This is a genomic window from Paenarthrobacter sp. NPDC089988, assembly GCF_044748465.1.
In the GTDB taxonomy this organism is placed as follows: domain Bacteria; phylum Actinomycetota; class Actinomycetes; order Actinomycetales; family Micrococcaceae; genus Arthrobacter.
Window position 1 is genome coordinate 40,423 of sequence record NZ_JBIVGD010000001.1, and the last position, 25,155, is coordinate 65,577.

The 25,155-nt window shown below is 65.6% G+C and carries 26 protein-coding genes; 21 read left to right on the forward strand and 5 right to left on the reverse strand.

The features are described 5' to 3' along the window. Positions 1-22 precede the first annotated feature (22 nt). The 5 genes from ACIPV6_RS00195 (at position 23) to ACIPV6_RS00215 (ending at position 5,438) form a co-directional block, all read left to right on the forward strand. Positions 23-874, forward strand: coding sequence for an ABC transporter ATP-binding protein (locus tag ACIPV6_RS00195; RefSeq protein WP_400269003.1), 852 nt, complete (start codon positions 23-25; stop codon positions 872-874). Next, positions 856-2,427 (forward strand): transporter, encoded by a 1,572-nt coding sequence (locus tag ACIPV6_RS00200; RefSeq protein WP_400269004.1) that lies wholly within the window; start codon positions 856-858, stop codon positions 2,425-2,427. Before ACIPV6_RS00195 ends, ACIPV6_RS00200 begins: the two co-directional genes overlap by 19 nt. Before the next feature lie 82 nt (positions 2,428-2,509). After that, entirely contained in the window at positions 2,510-3,292 is a 783-nt protein-coding gene (nagB, locus tag ACIPV6_RS00205) for a glucosamine-6-phosphate deaminase (RefSeq protein ID WP_400269005.1), read from the forward strand. A gap of 8 nt (positions 3,293-3,300) precedes the next feature. Continuing rightward, positions 3,301-3,639 carry a DUF3039 domain-containing protein gene (locus ACIPV6_RS00210; RefSeq protein ID WP_397322430.1) on the forward strand — a complete coding sequence of 113 codons (339 nt, stop codon included), beginning with the start codon at positions 3,301-3,303 and terminating at the stop codon, positions 3,637-3,639. Between the two features lie 26 nt (positions 3,640-3,665). Further along, the gene (locus ACIPV6_RS00215; RefSeq protein ID WP_400269006.1) at positions 3,666-5,438 is read left to right on the forward strand and encodes a DEAD/DEAH box helicase; all 1,773 of its coding nucleotides are present in this window, start codon (positions 3,666-3,668) and stop codon (positions 5,436-5,438) included. Between the two features lie 91 nt (positions 5,439-5,529). On the opposite strand, the gene ACIPV6_RS00220 is transcribed toward ACIPV6_RS00215, so the two are convergent. Together ACIPV6_RS00220 and ACIPV6_RS00225 are read right to left on the reverse strand one after the other, a co-directional pair. Beyond that, complete coding sequence (locus ACIPV6_RS00220; RefSeq protein ID WP_400269007.1) at positions 5,530-6,156, reverse strand: isochorismatase family protein; 627 nt, start codon at positions 6,154-6,156, stop codon at positions 5,530-5,532. Then, entirely contained in the window at positions 6,156-7,484 is a 1,329-nt protein-coding gene (locus ACIPV6_RS00225) for a nicotinate phosphoribosyltransferase (RefSeq protein WP_400269008.1), read from the reverse strand. Before ACIPV6_RS00225 ends, ACIPV6_RS00220 begins: the two co-directional genes overlap by 1 nt. Positions 7,485-7,521: 37 nt before the next feature. Here ACIPV6_RS00225 and clpS point away from each other — a divergent pair, with 37 nt between their 5' ends. From clpS to rdgB, 6 genes are all read left to right on the forward strand, one after another. Next, positions 7,522-7,884: an ATP-dependent Clp protease adapter ClpS gene (gene clpS / locus ACIPV6_RS00230; RefSeq protein ID WP_387435904.1), complete on the forward strand. Its 363-nt coding sequence runs from the start codon at positions 7,522-7,524 to the stop codon at positions 7,882-7,884. After that, a complete protein-coding gene (locus tag ACIPV6_RS00235) occupies positions 7,877-8,446 on the forward strand; it encodes a DUF2017 domain-containing protein (RefSeq protein ID WP_400269009.1) in 570 nt (189 codons plus the stop codon). Before clpS ends, ACIPV6_RS00235 begins: the two co-directional genes overlap by 8 nt. A 103-nt stretch (positions 8,447-8,549) precedes the next feature. Further along, positions 8,550-9,545 carry a glutamate racemase gene (gene murI, locus ACIPV6_RS00240; protein WP_400269010.1) on the forward strand — a complete coding sequence of 332 codons (996 nt, stop codon included), beginning with the start codon at positions 8,550-8,552 and terminating at the stop codon, positions 9,543-9,545. Next, entirely contained in the window at positions 9,542-10,339 is a 798-nt protein-coding gene (locus ACIPV6_RS00245) for an MBL fold metallo-hydrolase (protein ID WP_400269011.1), read from the forward strand. The genes murI and ACIPV6_RS00245 overlap by 4 nt, the downstream gene beginning before the upstream one ends. A gap of 41 nt (positions 10,340-10,380) precedes the next feature. Further along, positions 10,381-11,139 (forward strand): ribonuclease PH, encoded by a 759-nt coding sequence (gene rph / locus ACIPV6_RS00250; RefSeq protein WP_347107797.1) that lies wholly within the window; start codon positions 10,381-10,383, stop codon positions 11,137-11,139. After that, on the forward strand, positions 11,136-11,795 hold the full coding sequence (gene rdgB / locus ACIPV6_RS00255) for an RdgB/HAM1 family non-canonical purine NTP pyrophosphatase (protein WP_400269012.1): 660 nt from the start codon (positions 11,136-11,138) through the stop codon (positions 11,793-11,795). Before rph ends, rdgB begins: the two co-directional genes overlap by 4 nt. A 77-nt stretch (positions 11,796-11,872) precedes the next feature. Here rdgB and ACIPV6_RS00260 read toward each other — a convergent pair whose 3' ends face one another. Next, positions 11,873-12,637, reverse strand: a complete 765-nt coding sequence (locus ACIPV6_RS00260) for a DedA family protein (protein WP_400269499.1) — start codon at positions 12,635-12,637, stop codon at positions 11,873-11,875. 129 nt (positions 12,638-12,766) lie between these two features. Here ACIPV6_RS00260 and ACIPV6_RS00265 point away from each other — a divergent pair, with 129 nt between their 5' ends. The 4 genes from ACIPV6_RS00265 to ACIPV6_RS00280 all read left to right on the forward strand — a co-directional run bounded on the left by ACIPV6_RS00265 (position 12,767) and on the right by ACIPV6_RS00280 (position 15,918). Beyond that, positions 12,767-13,168, forward strand: a complete 402-nt coding sequence (locus ACIPV6_RS00265; RefSeq protein WP_400269013.1) for a GntR family transcriptional regulator — start codon at positions 12,767-12,769, stop codon at positions 13,166-13,168. Continuing rightward, complete coding sequence (locus ACIPV6_RS00270) at positions 13,165-14,103, forward strand: ABC transporter ATP-binding protein (RefSeq protein WP_400269014.1); 939 nt, start codon at positions 13,165-13,167, stop codon at positions 14,101-14,103. The genes ACIPV6_RS00265 and ACIPV6_RS00270 overlap by 4 nt, the downstream gene beginning before the upstream one ends. Beyond that, positions 14,100-14,786, forward strand: coding sequence for a hypothetical protein (locus ACIPV6_RS00275; protein ID WP_400269015.1), 687 nt, complete (start codon positions 14,100-14,102; stop codon positions 14,784-14,786). Before ACIPV6_RS00270 ends, ACIPV6_RS00275 begins: the two co-directional genes overlap by 4 nt. Positions 14,787-14,898: 112 nt before the next feature. Continuing rightward, on the forward strand, positions 14,899-15,918 hold the full coding sequence (locus ACIPV6_RS00280; protein WP_400269016.1) for an exonuclease domain-containing protein: 1,020 nt from the start codon (positions 14,899-14,901) through the stop codon (positions 15,916-15,918). A gap of 14 nt (positions 15,919-15,932) precedes the next feature. On the opposite strand, the gene ACIPV6_RS00285 is transcribed toward ACIPV6_RS00280, so the two are convergent. Continuing rightward, on the reverse strand, positions 15,933-16,988 hold the full coding sequence (locus tag ACIPV6_RS00285) for an ADP-ribosylglycohydrolase family protein (RefSeq protein WP_400269017.1): 1,056 nt from the start codon (positions 16,986-16,988) through the stop codon (positions 15,933-15,935). A gap of 80 nt (positions 16,989-17,068) precedes the next feature. On the opposite strand from ACIPV6_RS00285, the gene ACIPV6_RS00290 reads away from it, so the two are divergent. From ACIPV6_RS00290 to ACIPV6_RS00315, 6 genes are all read left to right on the forward strand, one after another. After that, positions 17,069-17,425 (forward strand): YidH family protein, encoded by a 357-nt coding sequence (locus ACIPV6_RS00290; protein WP_400269018.1) that lies wholly within the window; start codon positions 17,069-17,071, stop codon positions 17,423-17,425. A 25-nt stretch (positions 17,426-17,450) separates the two neighbouring features. Next, complete coding sequence (locus tag ACIPV6_RS00295; protein ID WP_397322448.1) at positions 17,451-17,795, forward strand: DUF202 domain-containing protein; 345 nt, start codon at positions 17,451-17,453, stop codon at positions 17,793-17,795. A gap of 100 nt (positions 17,796-17,895) precedes the next feature. Continuing rightward, a complete protein-coding gene (locus ACIPV6_RS00300) occupies positions 17,896-18,801 on the forward strand; it encodes an MIP/aquaporin family protein (RefSeq protein WP_400269019.1) in 906 nt (301 codons plus the stop codon). 68 nt (positions 18,802-18,869) lie between these two features. After that, entirely contained in the window at positions 18,870-20,045 is a 1,176-nt protein-coding gene (locus ACIPV6_RS00305; protein WP_400269020.1) for an exonuclease SbcCD subunit D, read from the forward strand. Further along, a complete protein-coding gene (locus tag ACIPV6_RS00310; RefSeq protein ID WP_400269021.1) occupies positions 20,042-23,065 on the forward strand; it encodes an AAA family ATPase in 3,024 nt (1,007 codons plus the stop codon). Before ACIPV6_RS00305 ends, ACIPV6_RS00310 begins: the two co-directional genes overlap by 4 nt. Before the next feature lie 87 nt (positions 23,066-23,152). Continuing rightward, positions 23,153-24,502: an MFS transporter gene (locus ACIPV6_RS00315; RefSeq protein ID WP_400269500.1), complete on the forward strand. Its 1,350-nt coding sequence runs from the start codon at positions 23,153-23,155 to the stop codon at positions 24,500-24,502. 1 nt (position 24,503) lies between these two features. Here the strand turns inward: ACIPV6_RS00315 and ACIPV6_RS00320 are convergent, their stop codons facing one another. Further along, positions 24,504-25,115 (reverse strand): TetR/AcrR family transcriptional regulator, encoded by a 612-nt coding sequence (locus ACIPV6_RS00320; RefSeq protein WP_400269022.1) that lies wholly within the window; start codon positions 25,113-25,115, stop codon positions 24,504-24,506. Positions 25,116-25,155: the final 40 nt, after the last annotated feature.

The window sequence follows — 25,155 nt, forward strand, 5'->3', positions numbered from 1 at the left end:
CCGGCAAGGCTAGGCTGTTGCCATGACGGAACCAGACCATCAGGCCAACCCCCAGTCATCCCACCTGCCCCAGGTGCCCGTTCCGCCGGCACAACCACCGGATCCTGCGAGCGGCCAGGCCATCCCGGCTTTGGCCATCCGGGGCCTCGCCAAGCGCTTTGGCGAGAAGATCGCCGTCGACGGCGTGAGCCTGGATGTGCCGGCCGGTTCGTTCTACGGAATGGTGGGCCCGAACGGCGCCGGCAAGACCACCACCCTGTCCATGGCAACGGGTTTGCTGAGGCCGGACTTCGGAACCGCAACCGTGCACGGAGTGGACGTGTGGTCCCGTCCCCTCGAAGCAAAAAAACTGATGGGCGTGCTGCCCGACGGCGTGCGCTTGTTCGACAGGCTGACCGGGGAGCAGTTGGTCACGTATGCCGGACTGCTCCGGGGGATGGACCGCGACGTGGTCCTGTCCCGGGTCTCGGAGTTGCTGGTGGCTTTCGACCTCCAGGCTGACGCGGGCTCGCTGGTAGTCGACTACTCAGCCGGCATGACCAAGAAGATCGCCCTGGCGTCGGCGCTGATCCACGCGCCGCGCCTCCTTGTGCTGGATGAGCCCTTTGAGTCTGTGGATCCTGTTTCCGCAGCCAATATCCGGGGGATCCTGGAGGGCTATGTTTCCTCCGGGGGAACGGTGATTGTTTCGAGCCATGTCATGGACCTTGTACAACGCATGTGCAGCCACGTGGCCGTGGTGGCGGGCGGGCGCGTCCTGGCTGCCGGTTCCGTGGAAGAGGTCCGGGCAGGCTCCACCCTCGAAGAGCGCTTTGTGCAGTTGGTGGGCGGCGGCCACCGGACAGAGGGGCTCGAATGGTTGCGCACCTTCTAAGGCTCAAGTGGTTCCTGCTCCTCAATGGCTTCAAACGCAGTCCCTGGCAGTTGGTGGGCATTGGCCTGGGGCTGCTCTATGCACTCGGCATGCTCAGCTTGCTGGTGGGCGGGTTGGTGGCGCTCCGCTGGGCCGACCCCGCAATCGCCCACACAGTGGTGGTTCTGGGCGGGGCGGCAACCATCATCGGATGGGGTGTCATACCCCTGGTTGCCTCGGCGGGGGACATGACGCTCGATCCTGCGCGGTTCACTACGTTCGCGATCCCGCCGCGGCAACTGCTGGCAGGCCTGGCACTGGCTGGCTTCATCGGGATTCCCGTGCTGGCAACCTTGCTGGCCGCGTTGGGAACCGTCGGCACCTGGTGGCGGAGCGTTCCTGCAGCGGCAGGTGCCTTGGTGGGGGCAATCCTTGGTGCGGTGACCTGCGTGGTGCTGTCCAAGGTTGTTACCACCGCTACGGCCGGGCTGGCTTCCTCGCGTCGCTTCAAGGACGTCAGCAGCATCGTGGTCTTCGTTCCCTTGGTACTCCTGGGGCCGATCATGGTGGGAATCGTTGACGGCATCCGGGGGAGCGCCGACTATCTTCCGGTACTGGCCCGGACTGTTTCCTGGACCCCACTCGGAGCTGCATGGTCGCTGGGCGGCGAGCTGGCCGCGGGCAATCCGGGCGCTGCCGGCCTCAAGGCCCTCATTGCCGTGGCCACCATCGGTGTCCTCCTGTGGTGTTGGCACGTCCTGTTGCAGCGCGCCCTGGTGACGCCCGCGTACTCGGGCGGCCCCACCCGGAAGGGTGGCAAGCTGGGCTTGTTCGGTGTGCTGCCCGGAACTCCCGCAGGTGCCGTTGCCGCCAGGGCATTGATCTACTGGCTGAAGGATCCCCGCTACGCCGGTTCGTTGGTGGTGATCCCTTTGCTTCCGGTGATTTTCTTCTTTGGCGGCAGCCAGTCCGGAAGTTACGGGCTCCTTATGGTGCTGGGACCGCTCACTGCCTTCATGATGGCCTGGTCGATCTCGGCGGATGTCTCCTACGACAACACGGCGTTCGCCCTGCACCTGGCCTCGGGCGTCCGTGGGGTGGACGACCGGCTTGGCCGTGCCATGGCCTGCCTTGTCATCTCGCTGCCGGTGGTGCTGGTCTTTACCGTTGGGCCGCTGGTGATCACGGGGGAGTGGGCCTGGCTTCCCAATCTCCTGGGCCTGTCCCTGGGGACGTTGTTTACGGGACTGGGCTTGGCTTCGGTCATTTCGGCGCGCTACAACGTTGCCGTTCCGCTGCCCGGTGACAGCCCGTTCAAGAAGCCACCGGGGAATGTTGCCCAGACCTTGGCCGTCCAGGGCATCGGCATGGGGGCGCTGGCGCTCCTGCTCCTGCCCGAACTGGCCCTGGTGGTTGTGCAAATGGTCAGCGGCGGGCCGGAGGCAGGCTGGATCAACCTCGCCGTGGGACCATTGCTGGGTGCCGTGCTCCTGGTGGTGGGCGTACGCCTGGGTGGAAAGTGGCTGGACGCCCGCGGTCCGGAGCTGTTTGCCCAGCTGAGCGTGAACAAGTGACGACGTAACACCCAACCGCGGTTGTGGGACATGGGATATCCTCGACTCAAACAGAAACCTTCATCGTAGAAAGGCCGTGACAATGGAAGTTGTCATCCTCCCGGGCGCCAAGCAGATCGGTGCCCTGGCAGCCGATGCCATCGAGGCGCTCGTCCGGCGCAAACCGACTGCCGTACTCGGATTGGCTACAGGGTCCTCGCCCTTGCCGATCTACGACGAACTGGCGCGTCGCTACGAGGCAGGCGGACTGGACTTCAGCGAAGCGCACGGCTTTGCCTTGGACGAGTACGTTGGCTTGGCTGCGGGCCACCCGGAGTCGTACCGCGAAGTGATCCGGCGGGAATTCACCAACAGGGTCAACATCAAGCCGGAAAATGTCCATGGTCCGGACGGGGCCGCGGCGGACCTGGAGGCCGCATGCCAGGCCTACGAGGAGGCGATCAGGGGCGTCGGCGGCGTGGACCTCCAGATCCTGGGCGTAGGCACCGACGGGCACATCGGCTTCAATGAACCCGGATCCTCGCTGGCCTCGCGCACGCGCATCAAGACGTTGATCGAGCAGACGCGCAAGGACAACGCCAGGTTCTTCGACAGCATCGACGACGTTCCCCACCACGTGGTCACGCAGGGCCTGGGCACCATCATGGACGCGAAGCACGTGATCCTGGTGGCCACGGGTGCGCAGAAGGCCCAGGCGGTCCGGGATTTCGTGGAGGGTCCCGTGGCCGCGATCTGTGCGGCATCGGTGCTCCAGATGCACCCGCATGCCACCATCCTGGTGGACGAAGCGGCCGCTTCTTCGCTGAAGTTGGCCGACTACTACCGCCACACCTACGACAACAAGCCGGAGTGGCAAGGCCTCTAGACGGTAAGATGGATGCCATGACTACGCTTCCTCCGGATCCATTCGAAAACGACCCCATGCGCGAGCTTTCCGGAGCCGGAACGTCCACGGCCACCATTGAGCGCGAGGAAACGCGCCAGGAAGTGGAGCCCGGCGACAGCGAGCGGTTTGCGCACTATGTCCGCAAGGAAAAGATCATGGAATCGGCAATGACCGGCGAGCCCGTCATTGCTTTGTGCGGAAAGGTCTGGACACCGGGCAGGGATCCGCAGAAGTTCCCTGTTTGCCCGGAATGCAAGGAAATCTACGATGGCCTCCGTCCGGGGAACGACGGCGGGAACGGCGACGGCCCGGGCAACTCCAAGTAGTGAGTGGGAAGACTACACAGGCCCACATGACGGAAACACTTTTTGGTGGCCCCTCCCTGCCTCCGGCGTACCCGGAACGGGCGGCTTGGGGAACTGCTCCCAAGCTCCGTGCCTGGCAGCAGGAGGCCCTTGACCTCTATATGAGCCGTGGTCCCAAGGACTTCCTGGCGGTAGCAACCCCCGGCGCAGGCAAGACCACTTTTGCGCTCCGGATCGCCACCACCCTCCTGGACACGGGCGTGGTCAACAGGGTCACCATCGTTGCGCCCACAGACCACTTGAAGCGCCAGTGGGCAGACGCCGCGGCGCGCGTGGGCATCGCGATCGACCCCAACTTCAAGAACTCCGACGGACAGCACGGCCGCGGGTTCGTCGGCGTAGCAGTGACGTACGCCCAGGTAGCGAGCAAGCCGATGCTGCACCGCGCCAAGACCGAAGCGGCCCGGACTCTGGTGATCCTCGATGAGATCCACCACGGTGGCGAGGCACTGTCCTGGGGTGATGGCCTTCGCGAGGCCTTCGACCCGGCTGCGCGCCGCCTGTCACTCACGGGTACCCCGTTCCGTTCGGACACCTCGCCGATTCCGTTCGTCGAGTACGCCGAGGACCGGGACGGCATCCGACGCTCCAAAGCCGACTACACGTACGGCTACGGCAACGCCCTCCGCGACCACGTGGTGCGGCCGGTCCTGTTCATGGCCTATTCGGGCCAGATGCGCTGGCGGACCAGCGCAGGCGACGAGATGGCGGCTTCCCTGGGGGAAGCCGCAGTCACGAAGGACATCACGTCGCAGGCGTGGCGGACGGCGCTCAATCCTGCCGGCGAATGGATTCCGGCTGTCCTTGCGGCTGCGGACAAGCGCCTGAGCGAAGTGCGTCGCACGGTTCCTGATGCCGGCGCGCTGGTTATCGCAACCGACCACGAGGACGCCCGGGCCTACGCGGGCCAGCTGAAGAAGATCACCGGGGAATCGCCCACGGTGATCCTCTCGGACGACTCGAAGGCCTCCAGCAAGATCGAGGAATTCTCGGCCGGGGACAAGCGCTGGATGGTGGCAGTCCGCATGGTGTCCGAAGGCGTGGACGTCCCCCGGCTCTCGGTGGGTGTGTACGCAACATCGACGTCCACCCCGTTGTTCTTCGCCCAGGCCGTGGGGCGCTTCGTGCGTGCCCGAAAAAGGGGAGAGACGGCGTCGGTCTTCCTGCCGTCCGTGCCGCCGCTCATGGGCCTGGCCAACACCATGGAAGCCGAACGCGACCATGCCCTGGACCGCCCCGAAAAGGACGACGACGGGCTCTTCAGCCCCGAAGAGAACCTCATGGCGGAGGCCAACCGCGAGGACAAAGCCTCCGACGAGCTCACCAAGGGCAAGTTCGAAGCCTTGGATTCCCAGGCCTCCTTTGACCGAGTGCTGTTCGACGGCGGCGAGTTCGGCACGGGAGCCGACATCGGCTCCGATGACGAGCTCGACTTCCTGGGCATTCCGGGTTTGCTGGACGCCGAGCAGGTGGGAACGCTGCTGCGGCAACGGCAGCATGAACAGCAGTCCCGCAAGAAGCGCCAGGCTCCCGCAGCGGAGTCCGCCCCGGCCATACCGGACCACCGCATGCTCATGGACCTGCGCAACGAGCTGGCCAAGAATGTCTCGGCCTGGTCTGCGCGGACCGGGACACCACACGGAGTGGTGCATACCAAGCTCCGCGAAGTGTGTGGCGGCCCGGCCGTCGCGCAGGCCAACGAAGAGCAGCTCCAAGCGCGCTTGCGCAAGCTGCAGGATTGGTTCATCGGCCGTAAGTGACCGGTGGCAAACGAAGGGCGCCGCATCAGCGGCGCCCTTCGTCGTCAGTCGGGATGTCCTGCGGCCGTAATGTACTGCAGTCCGGACGTAACTAGCCGCGCTCCACTTCGACGCCGGCCGATTCCATGTCATCGAAGGCCTCATCGAGGTCGTCCGATATTCCTGCCGTCAACTCCGCGATCACCGTGGTGGCATAGCCGGCCTGCACGGCGTCAAGGGCGGTCGCCTTGACGCAGTAATCAGTGGCGAGGCCCACCACCACCACTTCTTCGACGTCGTGGCCTTGCAGCCAGTCGTCAAGGCCGATCGCGTCCTCGTCGAGGACTTCCGCAACGGTGGTGCCTGCCTTCAGATCGCCGGAAGGAACGTCGTCCTCCGGTGCCAGCACGCCTTCGAACCCGGAATAGGCGGCCGTGTACTGTCCCTTCCGGAAGTACGCCTCGATGTATTCGGGGTCCAGGTCCTGGTGCAGTTCGGCGCCCTTGGTCCGTGCCCGGCAGTGTGGCGGCCACGAGTCCACCATGTCCGGCTCGTCCGAGAAGTGGCTGCCCGGTTCGATGTGCCAGTCCTGCGTTGCCACCACGTGGTCGAAGTGCTGCTGGTTGGCGTCCAGGTACTCGCTGATGGCGCCGGCAACGGCTGCCCCGCCTTCGACGGCGAGTGTTCCGCCTTCGCAGAAGTCGTTCTGGACGTCGACGATGATCAGGGCCTTGGCCATCAGTCCTCCTCGTAGATGGTAGGGATCGCTGCTTCGCCGCGCTGCAGGCGGTTCACGACGGCGGGCAGTTCGGCCATGCTGGCGGCGTGGCGTTCCTTGGCGCGGATGACGCCTTCCGGGCCGGTCCAGCCGGGCAGGAGTTCGCCGTTCTTGATGAAGTGCTGGAGGAGGGATCGGTCGTTCCCGTCGTCCTCGGGCCGGTGGCCGATTCCCACGACCTCGTGGGTGGCCCTGCCGCGTTCGTTGAGCTTCCGCAGGGCGTATTTGCGTCCACCCACGCTGGCCTTGTTCTTGGCCGCCTTGGCCACCGAGATGAACTCGCCGGAATCGTTGGTCCGGCTCACCAGCTTGTAGACCATGCTGGCCGTAGGCGCACCGGAACCCGTGACCAGCGAGGTGCCCACCCCGTAGGAATCCACCGGGGCCGACTGAAGGGCAGCGATCGCGAACTCGTCGAGGTCGGAGGTCACCACGATCCGGGTGTCCACATTGCCGAGGTCATCGAGCAGTTGGCGGACCCACTGCGCCTGGGCGATGAGGTCGCCGGAGTCCAGGCGGACAGCGCCGAGCTTGTTGCCGGCGAGTTCGACGGCGGTGCGTACCGCGGCTTCGACGTCGTAGGTATCCACCAGCAGCGAGGTTTCAGGCCCGAAAGCGGCAATCTGTGCCTCGAAGGCTTCGCGTTCAGTGTCGTGGAGGAGGGTGAAGGAATGGGCGGCCGTGCCGACGGTCTTGATGCCGTAGCGGCGGCCGGCCTCAAGGTTGGAGGTGCTGGCAAAGCCGGCAATGACGGCGGCGCGGGCGGCCGCCGTCGCCGATTCCTCCTGGGTGCGCCGGGAACCCATCTCGATGCACGGGCGGTTCCCGGCCGCTGAGGTCATCCTCGAGGCGGCGGAGGCTATGGCGCTGTCGTGGTTCAGGACGGACAGGATGTACGTCTCGAGGATGCAGGCCTCGGCGAAGGTGGACTCGACAATGAGGATGGGGGAGTTGGGGAAGTAGGCATCGCCTTCGGCGTAGCCCCAGATGTCGCCATTGAATTTGTAGTTGGCGAGGTAGTCCAGGGTTTCCTGGTTGACCACTTTGTTCCGGGCCAGGTACTCCAGCTCGGCTTCGCCGAACGTGAAATCGGCGATGCCCTCCAGCAGGCGACCCGTCCCGCCCACCACGCCGTAACGGCGGCCATCCGGCAACCTCCGGGCGAAAGCCTCGAACACGGAACGGCGGTGCGCGGCACCCGAATGCAGGGCAGCCTGCAGCATGGTCAGTTCATAGTGGTCTGTATACAAGGAAGTTGCGGGGTGATCCCAAGACGTGGCTCTACTCACGAATTCACTCTAGTGCGAGCCGCCCTAGAATGGACAGATGACCCCTAGCGTTGCGTTTGGCACGGACATCGATGAACGGACGGAAGCGGCCGAGCTGACCTCCACCGATGTCCTGACCGCCCCGGACATCCCCTGGAACCTCGTGATCTGGAACGATCCCGTCAACCTGATGAGCTACGTCAGCTATGTGTTCCAGAGCTATTTTGGCTACTCCGAGTCCAAGGCGCACAAGCTCATGATGGAGGTCCACCGGAAGGGCCGGTCCATCGTGGCGCACGGCAGCAAGGAACAGGTGGAACAGCACGCCGTGGCCATGCATGGCTTTGGGCTCTGGGCAACGGTGGAAAAGGCCGCGAGCGGCAACCAGACACCCGGAAAGGGCGGCCGCCAGAGTGGCTAAGGCATTCAAATATGGTCTCAAGGGAATCAGCGGCTACCTGGAACCGGCTGAGCGGGACCTGCTGCGGGGGCTGCTGGCCGACGTCATCTCCATGCTTGACTCCGACGCCCGGGAGGAGGAGGACCCGCTGGCGGCCATGATCGGCCTGGACATGGACGTTAAGCAGCCCACGGACCGCGCGCTTTTGCGGTTGCTGCCCAACGTCATGAAGGACGACGACGCCGGCTCGCTGGAATTCCGGCAGCTCACCGAACGCTCTGTCCGGGAAAGCAAAATCGGGGCCCTCCGCGCAACGGCCATGGGCCTGGACAAGGACGAACTGGTCCTCACGCCCGAGGACGCCAACCGCTGGGCGATGGCCCTGAACGACGTTCGGCTGGTCCTGTCGGAACGCCTGGACATCCGCGACGAAGCTGATGCCGACCATATCCACAGCATGCAGGACTGGAGCCAGGCTGAGGACGTTGAAAGCTATCTTGCGCTGGTGTACAACTTCACCACGTGGCTGCAGGAGTCCCTGGTGCAGTCCATCATGGCGGCCAGACAGGCGGCGAAACCCTGATCCGGCTGCCCGCCGTTGCCCCGCACCGTGTGACAAATCAGACACGATGGGGGAGACGCAGCTAATGGCCGCAGCCCAAGGGAAGCCTTATTCTCGAATAATCATGACAACAGCCACGGCCAACTCAACAGGCGTCTCCGATGGGCTCATGGGCGCGCGTCCGATTGGAGTCTTCGATTCCGGCGTTGGGGGCCTCACTGTTGCCCGGTCCATCATCGACCAACTTCCCAACGAGTCCATCCTCTACGTGGGTGACACCGCCAACGGCCCCTACGGACCCCTCCCGATTGCCGAAGTGCGGGCCAACGCGCTGGGCGTCATGGACGAATTGGTCGATTCAGGCGTCAAGCTCCTCACCATCGCGTGCAACTCGGCCTCCGCAGCCGTGTTGCGGGACGCCCGTGAACGCTACACTGCCCGGTACGGCATTCCCGTGATCGAAGTGATCCAGCCCGCCGTCCGCCGCGCTGTATCCGCCACGAGGTCCGGCCGCATCGGTGTCATTGGAACCTCGGCAACGGTCGGATCGCGCGCCTACGAGGACACGTTTGCCGCAGCTCCGGACCTCGCCATCACGTCCGTGGCCTGCCCCGCCTTCGTGAACTTCGTCGAAGCCGGCATCACCACCGGGCCGGATCTCCTGGCCGCGGCCAACGAATACCTGGAACCGCTCAAGCATGCGGGTGTGGACACCGTGGTGTTGGGGTGCACGCACTACCCGCTGCTCACGGGGGTGATCTCCTTTGTCATGGGCGAGGACGTCACGCTGGTGTCCAGCGCCGAGGAAACCGCCAAGGACGTTTACCGCGCCTTGGCCAACGGGGGCATCCAGCGCACGGATACATCGGCCCCCAGCCACGAGTTCATCGCCACCGGCGACGCCGCACAGTTTGAAACCCTCGCACGCCGCTTCCTGGGTCCGGAAGTCCTGTCCGTGAAGCACGTGGACCACGTTTCGGCGCAGTATCCCACTGGCAGCCTGGCCCGGATCACCCCGGAGATGCTGGCTGCCGCCCGTGCCGGCGGGGGCCTTTCCCGCCGCTCCTATTTCGTCCAGCCGGAGGCCGGCACGCGGTCAGATGCGGAGCGTGGGCTGTGAAGCTGACCATCGTGGGCTGTACTGGCTCTTTTCCCGGTCCCGGCTCCCCGGCGTCGTGCTATCTGGTGACCGCGCACGATGGTGAGCGCGAGTGGAAGATCGTGATGGACCTCGGCAGCGGCGCCCTCGGGGCCATCCAGCGCTATACGGACCTTGAAGACGTTGATGCGATCTTCCTCACGCACCTGCATCCCGACCATTGCATGGACCTGTGCGGACTCCACGTTGCTGTCCGCTGGAAGCCCGGCGGGTGGGGCCGCGACCGGCTCCCGGTGTGGGGTCCCGCGGCAACGGCGGACAGGATGGCCACCGCCTACGGCCTGGACCTGGACCCGGGCATGCACGAGGAATTCGACTTCACCAACTGGGCGGAGCAGAAGCCCGTCACCGTGGGTCCGTTCACGGTTACCCCGTATGGCGTCAACCACCCGGTTGAAGAGGCCTACGCCCTGCGCGTCACGGCCACGGAGCCCGGCAAGGACGGGACACCCGTGACCCGCGTCCTGACCTACTCCGGTGACACGGACTCGTGCCAGGGACTCGAAGACGCCGCCAAAGGTGCCGACCTGTTCCTGTGTGAGGCAGCTTTCGAGGAAGGCCGCGACGACGCCATTAAGGACGTTCACCTGACCGGTAAGCGCGCGGGCGAGGCGGCCACCAATGCGGGAGCCAAACGGCTGCTCCTGACGCACATCCCGGTATGGACCTCGCAGACCAAAGTGATGTCCGAGGCGAAGCCCGTCTTCGCCGGCGATGTGGCCGTGGCTGTCGCCGGGGTCCACTACACGATTTAGCCCGGGGCAGGACAATCGGTGTTCCTCGATAAGCTGGGGGCATGACTTCAGAAGCAACCGCAACACCCGTGATCCGCGCCGACGGCCGCACCCCCGATCAACTGAGGCCCATCAGCATCACCCGCGGCTGGTCCAAGCAGGCCGAAGGTTCGGCCCTCATCGAGTTCGGCAATACCCGGGTCCTGTGCACCGCTTCCCTGACGGAGGGCGTTCCGCGGTGGCTCAAGGGCGAAGGCCGCGGCTGGGTCACGGCCGAATACGCCATGCTGCCCCGCGCCACCAACACCCGTTCCGACCGGGAATCGGTCAAGGGCAAGATCGGCGGACGCACGCACGAGATTTCGCGCCTGATCGGTCGTTCGCTCCGCTCGATCATCGACACCAAAGCCCTCGGTGAGAACACGATCGTCCTGGACTGCGATGTCCTGCAGGCCGACGGCGGTACGCGCACCGCTGCCATCACCGGAGCCTACGTGGCGCTCGCTGAGGCGATCCGCTTCGCCCGGGAGAACAAGCTGATTTCCCGGAATGCGGAGCCGCTGGTGGACACCATCGCCGCGGTTTCCGTCGGCATCATCGACGGCGTTCCCATGCTGGACCTGCCGTACGTCGAGGACGTGCGGGCGGAGACGGACATGAACGTGGTGGTGACGGGTTCGGGCAAGTTCGTGGAGGTCCAGGGCACGGCTGAAGGCGCTCCCTTCGACCGCGACGAACTCAACGCGCTGCTGGACCTGGCGCTCATAGGAACGGGCCAATTGGCGGCCATCCAGCGCGAGACCCTGGCGGAGGCTCCGTGAGCGGCGGCGCTGCCGGCGTGACACCGCGCCTGGTTCTCGCTACGCACAACAAAGGCAAGTTGAAGGAGCTTCGGGAACTGCTCCGCGGCCAGGTTCCAGGGCTCGACGTCGACACCCAGGTGGTGGATGCTGCTGCGGCAGGTGCCCCGGATGTTGCGGAGACCGGAGTGACGTTCGCCGAGAATTCGCTCCTGAAGGCACGCGCCGTTGCGGAGGCAACCGGGCTGATTGCGATTGCTGATGACTCCGGCCTGGCCGTGGATGTCCTTGGTGGCGCGCCCGGCATCTTTTCCGCCCGGTGGTCCGGACGGCACGGCGATGACGCGGCGAACCTGCAGTTGTTGCTGGCGCAGCTTTCCGATGTTCCGGACGCCTCGCGCGGGGCCGCCTTCGTGTGTGCTGCTGCCTTGGCTATTCCGGGCGATGGCGGCATCGCACGGGAAACGGTGGAGTACGGCGAGCTTGAAGGAACCCTGTTGCGCGAGCCGCGCGGTGAAGGCGGCTTCGGCTACGACCCCATCCTGCAGCCCAAGGGCATGGACCGCAGCTGCGCCGAGCTCAGCTTCGAGGAAAAGAACGCGATCAGCCATAGGGGCCAGGCGTTCCGTGCCTTGCTCCCGGGAATCGTCGCGGCTCTCTCCGAGGCCGAAGGCTAGGCCGGCAAGGCAGGCAAGGAAAAGGCGCCCCACGTATTCACGCGGGGCGCCTTTCCTTTGCCTGGATAAGCCGGAACTCAGTGTTCGCCGTGCTTTTCCGTTTCATGTTCGACGATGAATTCCTCCACCGGGTCCGTGCCCTGGGCCGCTGCTTTCCGCTTGGCTGCCATGCCGCGGAGCACCTCGATGCCCACGGGGACCACGGAGATCAGGACGATCACAATGAAGATGATGTCCAGGTTGTCGCGGACCCACGGAACGCGGTCACCCAGGAGGTAGCCCAGAAGCGTCACGCCGCCACCCCACAGGACGGCGCCAATGACGTTGAAGAGGAAGAACTTCCGCTTGTCCATCTGCGCCACGCCCACGATCACAGGGACGAACGTGCGGATGATGGGAACGAAGCGGGCCAGGATGAGCGCCTTGCCACCGTGCTTCTCGAAGAAAGCATGGGCACTTTCAACGTTTTCCTTCTTGAAGAGCTTGGAATCGGGCCTGTTGAAGATGGCCGGGCCGGCTTTCGAACCGATGAGGTAGCCCGTTTGGTTGCCAATGATGGCCGCAATGATGATGAGTCCGGCGAGGCCCCAAATGTTGAACTTGATGGTGTCCGTGGCCACGAGGAGTCCAGCCGTGAAGAGCATGGAGTCACCCGGCAGGAAGAAGCCCACCAGCAGGCCTGTTTCGGCAAAGACGATACCGCAGACCAGCAGGACCACCCACGGCGCCAGGGCGGGGTCGGCCAGGAAGATCTGGGGGTTCAGCCAGTCAGGCAGGAACGAGGCCATGGGCGGCCGTACCGGTCCCGCGCCCCCAAAGGTGGATACGGCAAAGTCGCTCATCGCAGAAAGGATCACCTGTTAAGCCTACTGGACCGCCGGCGTCGGAATTCCTGGGAGAAACCTTGACGTGACGCTAATCGCTTGTATGGTTAGTTACATGAGTAATGAACCAGTGAGGCGGTGGTGCTCATGATTGATGACAGCAAGCCGATCTTCATGCAGATCGCCGAGCTCATCGAGAACGGCATAGTGGACGGCAGCATGCCTGAGGAGTCACAAGTGCCTTCCACCAATGAGTTCGCCGCCTTCCACCGCATCAACCCGGCCACTGCGGCCAAGGGCGTCAACGTCCTGGTGGATTCAGGGATTCTCTACAAACGCAGGGGGATAGGCATGTTTGTCGCCACCGGAGCGCGCGCCCACGTAGTGGCCCGCCGCACCGAGGAATTTTTTGAGCAGTACGTCAGGCCGCTGACGGCGGAGGCCCGCAAGCTGGGCATTTCCACGCAGCAGCTCAACAGCATGATCGAACGCGGCGCGGAACTCGCTCCAGCTGCAGGAACTGACAAGGAAAGGAGCGCGGCCCTGTGAACGAGATCGTCGTCGAGGCCCGTAACCTGAACAAGCGCTACAAAGACCTCAACGCCCTGGACAACGTGGACCTGAAGCTGACGTCCAATCGCATCTATGGCCTGCTGGGCCGTAATGGCGCAGGCAAGACCACCCTGATGTCCATCCTGACCGCCCAGGCTTTCGCCACCTCCGGAGAAGCCCTGGTGTTCGGTGCCAGTGCCTACGAGAACGATGCCGTCCTCTCCCGGCTCTGCTTCATCCGGGAGTCGCAGAAGTATCCTGACGACTTCCAGCCGCGGCACGCCTTCCGCTCGGCGGCGCTGTTCTACAAGAACTGGGACCAGGACTTCGCCGACCGCTTGGCCGAGGACTTCCAACTGCCCGTCAAGCGGCGCATCAAGAAGCTGTCCCGCGGCCAGCTGTCCGCCGTAGGGGTCATCATCGGCCTTGCCTCACGCGCGGAACTGACGTTCTTCGACGAACCGTACCTGGGGCTCGACGCCGTGGCGCGGCAACTGTTCTACGACCGCCTCGTGGAGGACTACGCGGAGTATCCGCGCACCATCATCCTGTCCTCCCACCTGATCGATGAGGTGGCCAACCTTCTGGAACACGTCGTGGTGATCGACCGTGGCCGGATCATCATGGACGCTGACGCCGAGGACATCCGCGGCTCTGCAGTCACAGTCTCCGGTTCCGCGGACAAGGTTGATTCCTTCCTTGCCGGACGCCGGATCCTCCACCGCGAGACCCTCGGTTCCCTGGCCTCGGTCACGGTGGACGAAGCATTGGATGCCCGCGAACGGGCAGCAGCGCAGGAGCTCGGGCTGGAACTGGCCCCGGTCTCCTTGCAGCAACTCGTGGTCCGGAAGACCATGGCCGGCGCAGGCCTAAACGGCGCCGTGCCCAGCACCACAGATTTCGCCGATGGCAGCATGGAGGCAACACGATGAGCCGGGCAATTGCAGTGGCCAGGATGCAACTGATCAACAAATGGACGTTCATCGGGTGGCCCCTGACCATCCTCGGCGCCTCGTTCCTGATGTCCCTGGCGATCTTCGCCCTGATTCCGGTCAATGAAGGCAAGTACGGCGGCGGCAGCCAGGCGCCCCTGTGGTATTTCCTGGTCCTGGGGATCCAAAGCCTGACCTTGGTGTTCCCTTTCTCCCAGGGCTTGAGCATCAGCCGGCGGGCGTTCTACCTCGGTTCCCTGGGCCTGTTCTCGCTGATCGCCCTCGGCATGACCGTCCTTTACCTGGTGGGCGGGATCATCGAGAAGGCCACCAACGGCTGGGGCGTCTACGGCTTCTTCTTCTCCATTCCGTGGGTCACCGACGGGCCGTGGTATTCAACGGCTGCGTTCTTCTTCGTGGTGATGATGTTCATGTTCATCATCGGCTTTTGGTTCGCCACGATCTTCAAGCGCTGGGGAACCACGGGTGTGTTGGTTTCCACCCTCGGTTCGGTGGTGGTCCTGATCGGCATAGCCGCCCTCTCCACCCTCCTTGAATGGTGGGGGAGCATCGGCGGGTGGTTCGCGCAGCAAACGCCACTGAGCCTCAGTGGCTGGGCTGCCCTCCTGTGCGTCGTGCTCGCCGCGGGTTCATACTCCACGCTGCGGCACGCCACTCCCTGACGGCCCGGCCGACGAAGCCCGCCATGTAGCGTTCGCCACAATGGTGGCCGAAGGGCCGCCCCCGCCGGGTCACACGGCAAGGGGCGGCTCTTTCCGCCTGTACCCTTGACCAGTGGCATTGGACTTTACGGCGATCGACTTTGAAACGGCCAACGGCTTCAGGGGGTCGCCCTGCTCGGTGGGACTGAGCAAAGTCCGCAACGGCGTGGTGGTGGAAGAGGCCTCCTGGCTCATGCGCCCACCGGAAAACCACGACCATTTCGAGTTCCACAACACCCGCATCCACGGTATCCGTGCCGAAGACGTTGCCGGCAAGCCGCGGTTCGGTGAGCTGTTCCCCGAAATCGGCGCGTTCATTGGAAACGATGTCCTCGCCGCCCACAACGCGGCCTTCGATCTGGGCGTCATCCGTTCGGGGCTGGAAGTTTCGGGCCTGCCCGGCCCGGCCTACGAGTACGTCTGTACCGTCATGTTGTCCCGCCGGTGCTACTCGCTGGTGTCCAACTCGCTGCCCTACGCCGCGGAAGAGGCCGGAGTGCCGCTGGTCAACCACCACGACGCCACGGAGGACGCCCGCGCCTGCGCCGGAATCCTGGTCGATATTGCCCGGCGCAACAATGCCAACAGCATTGCCGAGCTGTACTTGTCACTGGGACTGGCCTTGCCCAGGCAGCCGGCTTTCGATCCTGCCACGAGCCTGTCCAAGGCCACCCTGGCCGCGCTTGCGGCAAAGGTGGCGGCGCCCGGAGCCATGAGCACTGCTGAACAGGTACTGGGTGGGGCAGTGGTCCGGGGCTGGTCGGCCTGGCCGGAGGAGGGCCCCAACCCGCTTCCCAATCCCAGCGCCGAGCCGGGACATCCGCTGTTCGGCCAGACCGTGGTGTTCACCGGCGACCTCGCCATGACCAGACCCGAGGCCAAGTCACGTGCCGCGGACATGGGTGCCCGTCCCGAAAGCCGGGTGACGGCCCGCACCACCGTCCTGGTGGTGGGCGATGGATTCGACGCCGGCGACCTGCGGGCAGGGCGGCTGACAGGCAAAGCAAAGCGGGTGCTGGAACTGCATGCCAAGGGCCAGCAGATCGAAGTGGTGTCCGAAGGCGAATTCCTCCAGATGGTGGGCGGTCGCTAGCCCGCAGGGGAACCTCAGCCGGTAGACACTGCCAGAAGGCGGTTGGCCATGCCACGGATGACTTCCGGCGCTTCCAGTGCTTCCATCCAGTCTGCCGGGAGGCACTCTTCGCCATAGAGGGCGCCAAGGATGTTCCCCGCGATTGACCCCGTGGAGTCGCTGTCGCCGCTGTGGTTGATGGCCACGGCGATGGCCCCTCGGAAATGCTCCGCCGGCGTGCCGCCCGAGGTCGAGAGCACTGCGTAAAGCCCGACGGCGAGGGCTTCTTCGGCGACCCAGCCCTCACCCAGCGCCGTGGTCAACTCTTCGGGACCGAGGGTGATGCCTTCAGCGGACAGCCGCAGCGCTTCCGTGATCCGCCCGCCCAACTCGGGGGCCTTCGCCGGGAGGGCGTCGACGTACTCCAACGCAGCCGTAGTGGCCGTGCGCACATCGCTGCCGGCCACGATGTGGTGGATCACGAGGCTGAACACGGCGGCCCCCAACCGGGCTGCAGGGTGCCCGTGGGTGAGGGAGGCGGCGTCCATGCTGAGCTTGGCCACGGCCTCGGGGGAGATATGCGGGATCAAGCCGAAGGGGGCTGAACGCATCACCGTGCCACAGCCCTTGGAATCGGGGTTGACCGGCCTGGCTGCCGTTCCCATTTCCCCGGAAGCGAGGCCACCCAGGCAGGCGTTGCCGGGTGCCCGGCGGTGCTTCAGGACTTCCTGCCCATCGATCCACCGGGGCTGCGGGACCGGTGCTGCCGGGGAAGCTGCAACGTCCTGGGTGGCCAGCCAGCGCAGGTACGCCAACCAGAGGCACGCGATCTCGTCGGCGGCCACGCCGTCGTTGGCCCATTCGAGCGCTTCCACCAGGCCATCCACGGTGTATAGCGTCATCTGCGTGTCGTCCGAAAAGTGGCTGCCGCCGTCGAGCTGGTCAAAAGAGGTGAGGCCCGCATCACCAAACCTCGCACGGATGGCGCGGAGGGCGTCGAACTCCACGGCGTATCCGAGGGAATCGCCCAAAGCGCCTCCCAACAGGGTGGCGTGGACGCGGGATTCGAAGGTAGGGGCTGCAACACTCATGCCAGTAACTTACCGTGCCCGCCAAGCCCCGCTGATATGGTGGGGAGGCTGCGCAGGCCTAGGGAAACTGGAGTAAGAACGTGCGTGAACCCGCTTGGCGACGGACCGGCAAAACGCCCGACTACAGATTCTCCCTTGCCAACGAGCGCACGTTCCTTGCCTGGATCAGGACCTCGCTGGCCCTGCTCGCCGGCGCTGTGGCGATTGACCAGCTTGCCCCGAACATTGCCCCGCAACCCGTCCGCCTGGTCCTTTGCGTGGTGTTGTCCGTCATCGGTGCCGGGCTCGCCGTCCTTTCCTACCGCCGCTGGGGCCAGATGGAAGCGGCCATGCGCAACGACCAGGCGCTGCCGTTCTCCCGCGTGATGCTTTTCATGACGATCGTGGTTGCCGTGGCCGCCTTCGCCTTTGCCGTCTTGATCCTGGTTGCCCGGTGATGGCTGCTGCTCCCCGGGTGCAGTTGTGAGCCTGGAAACCCGCGATCCCGGCCTGCAGCCGGAACGGACCACGCTGGCGTGGCGCCGAACGCTGATTTCGCTGGTGGTGGTGGACCTGTTCATCTGGCGCCGGTGGCTGTCCGCGGCGCCGGGTCCGCATGTTCCTGGCGTCCCGGGGCTCGATTACGAGGGTATTTGCGCGCTCATGGCCGCCGCCGCGACCATCGTCTGGGGTTGTGCGGTGTGGATCCGCTCACGGGAGTTGCACGCCGGCAACACCGCGCCGCCCGCGTGGTTGATGCTGCTCAGTACCGCCGCCGTGGTGGGACTCGGCGCTTCGGCCATCGCCGCCATTGCTTTGGGCGGGTAGGCTCAAAACGGCACCGCGGCCCGGACCACCCAGCATCTCCCCAGACTTCATTGGCAAGATACTCAAGGTTTTTGCCCCCAACCGTAAGGAATCCTTCGCCATGTCCTCACCCGTCCCAGCCCCCGCAGAGCATTCGCCCGGATTGATGGCCCGGCTGGGAGCCGAAGCCCTGGGAAGCATGTTCCTGGTGCTTGTGGCGGCCGGCGTGAAGATCTTCCTGAACCCGCAGTCCGGGCCCATGCCGGCCAGCTTGGCAACCGGCCTCGCGGTCGCCGCCGCGATGATTGCCTTCGGTTATGTTTCAGGCGGGCATTTCAACCCCGCCATCACCTTGGGAAACCTCATCGCCGGACGCATCCGTGCCGTCGCCGCCCTGGCCTATGTGGTGGCGCAGGTGGTGGGTGCCGTGATCGGTGCCGCCCTGGTCTACTTCGTGGTGTTGGCTACCCCCGTCCTGTCCGATCCCCGTGCGGCCCTTGGAACGGTTGCGGCAGGCTTCGGCGAGCACTCCGCTGCGCAGACCCAAATGGCGGGCGTGCTGCTGGTTGAGGTCATCGGTTCGGCCCTCCTGGTGGGCGTTTTCCTGGGCGCCACCGCAGGACGCCGGGCGGTTCCGGCGCTTGCCCCGTTCGCCGTGGGCCTCGCCACTGCCGTGCTGCTGCAGTTCGGCGAGGTTGTAGGCAACCTCCCGTTCAACCCCGCCCGCGCCACCGGGCAGGCGTTCTTCAGCCCCTCGTGGGCCCTTGAGGGCCTGTGGCTCTTCTGGGTGGCCCCGCTGCTGGGCGCCGCGCTCGCAGGCTTCGTGTTCCGTGGCTTCAGTGACGCCGCCGCCACCAAGCCAGCCATGGATGAGGCACCGGAGGCGGAAGACGGCGACGATGACCTGGACGTCCAGGACGATGGAACTCCCGTGGCCGCGCCCGCTGACGTTCCGGCCAAGCCGGCGGGCGCGGCACAGTCCGCGGACGACGCGCGCGACTTCTTCGACGGCAGGAAAGGCCAGTAACAGGACGGGTTCGACGGCGGGCGGCCAGCCTTCGCTTTATTGTCGGTGCCCACCGTTAGCTTGAAAATATGCGGTTACTTCATACCTCGGACTGGCACCTCGGGCGGTCCTTCCACGGCGTCGGCATGCTCGATTCCCAGCGCAGCTTCGTGGACCAACTGGTGGCCTGTGTGGAGGCCGAGTCAGTTGACGTCGTGCTGATCGCCGGTGATGTCTACGATCGCGCCTTGCCCGGGCTCGATGTAGTGAGCCTGCTGGACGAGGCCTTGGTCCGGATCACGGGGGCGGGAGCCAGCGTGGTGCTGACCAGCGGCAACCATGACTCCGCCATCAGGCTCGGCTTCGCTTCCCGCTTGCTGGAACGCGGGGGAGTGCACTTGAGGACGCGCATCGAGGACCTGGACACTCCAGTGGTACTGCCAGGCGCCCCCGGGTCGGAAGGGGAGGGGATAGTCGCCCTCTACGGCATCCCATACCTTGAGCCGCGCCTGGTGGCCGACCGCCTCGGCGTGGAGGATGCCAACCACTTCGACGTCACCAAGGCTGCAACGGACCGGATCCGCCAGGATATTGCGCAGCGCCGGAAGGCCGGCCCCGTGTTCCCTGTGGTTCTGGCGCACACCTTTGCCAGCGGGGGCATTGCCTCGGACAGCGAACGGGACCTCAGCATCGGTGGTCTCGGAGCCGTGCCGTTGGACCTGTTCGAGGATTTTGGGTACACCGCACTGGGCCATTTGCACGGCAGGCAGCAGTTGGCGCCACACGTGCGCTACTCCGGCTCACCTCTGGCGTATTCGTTTTCCGAGGCCAAGCACCGGAAGGGCGCCTGGCTTGTTGACGTGGATGCCCATGGCCTTGTGGATGTCCGCGAGGTGGTCTGGGACGCTCCACGGACCCTGGCCGTCCTTCGCGGAACGCTGACCGAACTGCTCGGGTCGCCGGACCACCAGTGGGCGGAAGGGGCGTTCTGCCAGATCACCCTCACCGATGCACAGCGTCCGGTCCAGGCCATGGAGCAGCTCCGTGCACGCTTCCCGGACACGCTGGTCCTGGCCTTCGATCCCCAGGGCGTGGAGGCAACAGCCCAGGCCACGTACAGCAGCCGTTTGGCCGCTGCGGAGGACGATCTTGGCGTCTGCTGCAGCTTCCTGGAGCACGTCCGCGGCCACGGTCCCGGAACCATCGAGGACGCGGCCTTGCGGGAAGCGCTTGAAGCTGTGCGTGTGGAGGAGGCAGAACTGTGAGAATCCATCGCCTGGAGATTGAAGCCTTCGGACCATTCGCCGAACCCCAGAGCATCGATTTCGATCACTTGGGTGCCCAGGGACTGTTCCTGCTCAACGGCGCCACGGGTGCGGGCAAGACCAGCATCCTGGACGCCATTTGCTTCGCCCTGTACGGTTCGGTGCCCGGCGCCCGCCAGGAAGGTAAACGGCTCCGGAGCGATCACGCTGCTCCGGCGGCGGAGCCACGGGTAGTGTGCGAGTTCTCCGCACGTGGGCGTCGGTTTGAAGTAACCCGTTCGCCCGCGTGGGACCGGCCCAGCGCGCGCGGCCGCAACGGCTACACGACGCAACAGGCCAAGACCCTCCTCCGGGAGCGCACAGGCGGAGCGTGGCAGGAAAAGTCCTCACGCAATGATGAAGTGGGCACCGAGCTGTCCGACGTCCTGGGCATGGACAGGGAACAGTTCACCCGGGTAGTGATGCTTCCCCAAGGGGACTTCGCTGCTTTCCTGCGTTCCAAGGCCTCGGACCGCCTGGACCTGCTGCAGAAGCTTTTTGGCACGGAGCGTTTCGAAGCCGTCGAAAAGCAGCTTGCCCGCATGGCTGCCGAGGCTGCCCGGGCCGTCGAGGACAACACGGCGGACTTGAAACTTTTGCTTGGCAGGGCCACTGCCGAATGCGAAGCGCTTGGCATGGAGCAGGACGTTCCGGAAGGAACCGGAGCCGCAGCGTCACCGGCGGACACCTCTCCTGAGGCTTGGCTCGAGGCCCTCGGCACGAAAACCGCCGCAGAACGGGACCGCCGTGGGCTCCAAGCCGAGGCAGCCGAGGCCCATGCGGCCCGATTGTCGGAGAAGCTCCGCGAGGACCAGGACAAGGCCCGGCGTCACGGAAGGCTGGCCGCGGCCATGCAACGGCGCGTCCTCCTGGAGCTTGCAGCACCCAGGGCGTTGGAAGACAAGGAGCGGCTCGGCAGGCACCGCCGGGCTGCAGTCCTCAAGGGGCAGCTCGACGCTGCGGACAACGCCGCGCGCGCCTGCCTGGCGGCCAGCGCCAGGTCTGGCGAAATTCATGGGCTGCTCCAGGAAGCGGGCCTCGGCGATGCGATCCCCGAGGTCGCACTCGAATCGACCAAGACCACCATTGCCCTGGTGGAGGCGCGAGTGTCCGATGAACAGCGCATGGAGGACATCGCCGGAAGGATAGCGGCCAAACGTGCAGAACGGACCACGTCCGACGCCGCGGCCGAACAAGCCCAGGAGGCGCTGAAGGCCCTGGCGGTCCAGGAGTCCGCGCTTCTTGCGGACATCGCACGACTGGAGCCCTTGGCCGCGAAGGCCGGCGACGCAGAACGGGCGGCCGCTGCTGCCCTGGAAGTGGTGGAGGTGGCGGGCCGCTATGCCCGGGCAGCAGCGGAACGTGATGCTGCCGAAGGACGGCACGCCCAAGCACGGACGGCATCGCAGGATCTCCGTCAAGGATGGCTGGACCTCCGTGAGGCCAGGCTGGCCAACGCAGCGGGCGAACTCGCCGCAGCCCTGGTGGACGGGGAAGCCTGCGCGGTGTGCGGCAGCGCGGAACACCCCCATCCTGCCTCGGCCGCGCAGTCAGCCCTGTCCCTCGCCCAGGACGAGGACGAGGCCCGCAAACGCTTTGAAGCCAGCGAGAAGGTCCTTGCCCGGCTGGCCGCCGAGTTGTCTTCCTCCGAACAGGAGCTTGCCGCATTGGCCGCCCGGGGCGGAGCCGTGGACGCCGCCGAAGCAGAGTCCCTCGCCGAGTCTGCCAAGGCAGAAGCATCGGCCACGCGGGAGGCTGCCCTGCAGTTGGAGTCCCAGCAGGACCGGCTGGAGCAGTTGCGCCGCCGGGCGGACGCGCACCGCGAAGAACATGGCTCATCAGTTGCAGCCGCTGAGCAGGCTGCCTCGCTTGCCGAGCTCCTCCAGGAACAACACACCGCGATCCAGACTGATCTGGCGGGCCTCAAGCAAGGCTTTCCGAGCCTGCGGACCCGGCTGGAGGCCCTCACGGAAGAACAGCGCCTCCTGCAGTCGGCCGTGGCCGCCGGGCAGGAAGTGGAACAGGCGCAGCGCGCCAGCGCCGACGCCCTCGCCGCACTGGACAAGGCCTTGCCCGAGGCCGGGTTCGGCTCGGCGGAGGACGCCCGGAGGGAACTTCTCACGCCATCCGACGTCCTTGCCCTTGAAACGGCGCTGTCCGATTTCGAGAATGAAACCGCCCGCCTGGAGGAATTGTTCGCGGCCGAAGACCTCATCCTGGCAGGCAAGGAGGCGAGTATTGGCGAACTGCCCCTTGCGGAGGCGGAGCTTGCCGGTGCCGCCGGGGAAGCCGCGCAGGCGGCCACCACCGCCAAGGAGCTCGCCGTGTCAGCCAGCCTCGCGGGGAAGGCTGTGCAGACGCTCGGCCGGATCAGGGACGAGTACCAGCAATTGACCCTCACCGGACAGGAGCCCCGTGAACGCGCCCGCCTCCTGGCGGGCCTGGCGGACACGCTGCGTGGTGCCGGGGAGAATACCTACCGCATGAGCTTGAACAGCTACGTGCTGGCCGCGCGGTTGGAGCAGGTGGCCGTTGCGGCATCGGAGCGCCTGGTGACCATGAGCGATGGCCGGTACACCCTCCACCACACCGATGCCAGGGCGGCCCGCAACCAAAAGTCCGGCCTGGGCCTGGAAGTGGTAGACGAGTGGACCGGCCAACGACGCGATACATCTACGTTGTCCGGGGGCGAATCGTTCATGGCCTCCTTGTCCCTGGCACTGGGTCTGGCCGATGTTGTGCAACAGGAAGCCGGGGGAGTGGACATCGAGACGCTCTTCGTTGACGAGGGTTTCGGAAGCCTGGACGAGCAGGCGCTGGAGCAGGTCATGGATGCGCTGGAAGGACTGCGCGACGGCGGCAGGGTTGTGGGCCTGGTCAGCCACGTCGCGGACATGAAGCAGCGGATCACCAGCCAGCTCCAAGTCGTCAAAGGCCGGCACGGCTCCAGCGTGAAGATCGTTGAGGCCATGCCCGTCTGAGGCAGTATCCGATAGACTTGGTTCGTTACACCGGGTTGCGCGCATCGGGAGGAGGGACGATGCGCAAACTTTAGCGAACCCGGAATGATGGAAAAATCTTCTTTGGCCTCCCAGCCGATGCCCGCGCCACACAGCACGCCCACACCGCGGCCTTCCCGCTTGCCCGGCCGTTTCGCCCGGCTTCCCGAGCTCGCAGGCCCCGGTTTCCTGCCGCTGGGCCTCTTTGCGAGGCTGCCCTTGGCGATGCTGACGGTCGGTACCCTGACCCTTGTCACGGCGGTGAGCCACTCCTATGCCATTGGCGGCATGGCTGCGGGAGCGGTGGGGATTGGTTCCGCCATAGGAGCCCCCGTGCTGGGTTCCCTCGCTGACCGGGCAGGCCAGCGAACCGTGTTGCTTGTTGCCGCAGTGATCAACACCCTGGCGGTTGCAGGACTCCTGGGCGCCGCCTATCTCACTCCCGCCTACGCCTCGCCCCTTGATGCCGTGGCTGTGCTGGTGGCAGCCTTCATTGCCGGTGCGAGCTGTCCCCAGGTGGGTCCCATGGCACGCGTGCGGTGGATGGCCCTCACCACGCGCAACCTCGCCGCGCCGGTTGCCGGCCATCGAAGCGTCGCTGCCAACCGCGCTGATCTGGACACCGCCCTGTCCTATGAGGGAACCGCCGACGAAATAACCTTCGTCCTGGGTCCTGCGCTCGTGGGTCTCCTCGCGAGCTTGGTGGCTCCGTGGCTGCCGTTGGCGCTCGCGGCCATCATGACCATCACCCTGGTCCCGGCGTTTGCCGTCCACCCGAGCCACCTCGCGGTGGTCCCGCACCCACGGAAGCCACGTTCCGGCGTCGTAAGCTCCGAACCACAGAACCGAAGCCGCCGCGCACTGGCCGTGGTGGCGGTTCCGGTGCTGCCCATGGTGTGCATGGGCACGTTTTTCGGGGCAACCCAGAACGGTTTGAGTGCCTTCGGGGCAGAGTTCGCCACGGCGGAGGTCGCCGGCCTCCTGTATGCCGTGATGGGCCTCAGTTCGGCCGTGGCCGCGTTGTCCGTGGCCTTCTGGCCGCAGCGTTTTGGACTCCCCGCGCGGTGGGTGGCTGCCGCGTTGGCAATGTGCGCCTTGTCACTCCTGCTGCTCCTGCCCACGGGAATGTGGTCCATGGTTGTGGTGCTGCTGGTGCTCGGCATTCCGGTGGGGCCGGTGATGGTGACCGTCTTCAGCATTGGTGGTCTGGTTGCACCGAATGGTCGCATGGCCACGGTGATGACGGCCCTTGCAAGCGGCATCGTGGCCGGAACAGCCTTGGGCGCCTACCTGGGTGGGCAATTGGCCCAGGACCAGGGACCAGGGGGAGCGTTCCTGGTGTCCATGGCCGCGGCACTCGGGTTGCTGGTGCTGGGGCTGGTGACGTGGCTGGTCCTGCGCCGCAAGAGCGCAGCCTGACTCAGCTGTAGTCCAGCCCGGCCGCCAATGAACGGGCCATGAGTTCCACCAGCCGCAGCGAACGGTCCTCATCGGGGTCCGCCAGGTGTTGCATGCTGATGCCGTCGATGCCGGAGATGAACAACCGGGTAATGTCTTCCAGGTTGTGCGGGAGCGGCTCGGCGGAGGCCTGGGCCGCGTTCCGGAACAGTTCCAGGGTGGAGTTGACCCAGCCGTCGTACATTGAACGGTTCATGAGCAGGGCCTGGGGCTGGTCTACAGCCTCCACACGGTACCGCCTGAGGAGCAGCTCGAAGGTGGTTACCTGCTCGTGCGGGTTTTCCAGCATGCGGCTCCAGATGCGCCTGGCATGTGCGGCGATCATGGGGCGCAGTCCCAGGCCGGGGTCCGCCACGGGTTCCAGGGCCTTGGCATAGTCCCTGCTCAGGAAGTTGTAGACCTCTTCGAGGAGTTCGTCCTTATTGCGGAAGCAATAGTGGAGCGCTGCCAGTGGGGCATCTGCCTCGCTGGCAATCCGCCGCGTGGTCGCTGAGGCCAGCCCGTCCTGGGCTATGACCCGTGCCGCTGCCTCCACGAACTGCAGTCGCCGTTCCTCGGCGGGAACCCTGGCCATGCTCGGCCCCTCTCCTCAAGTTCTGACCGGTCATGCCAAC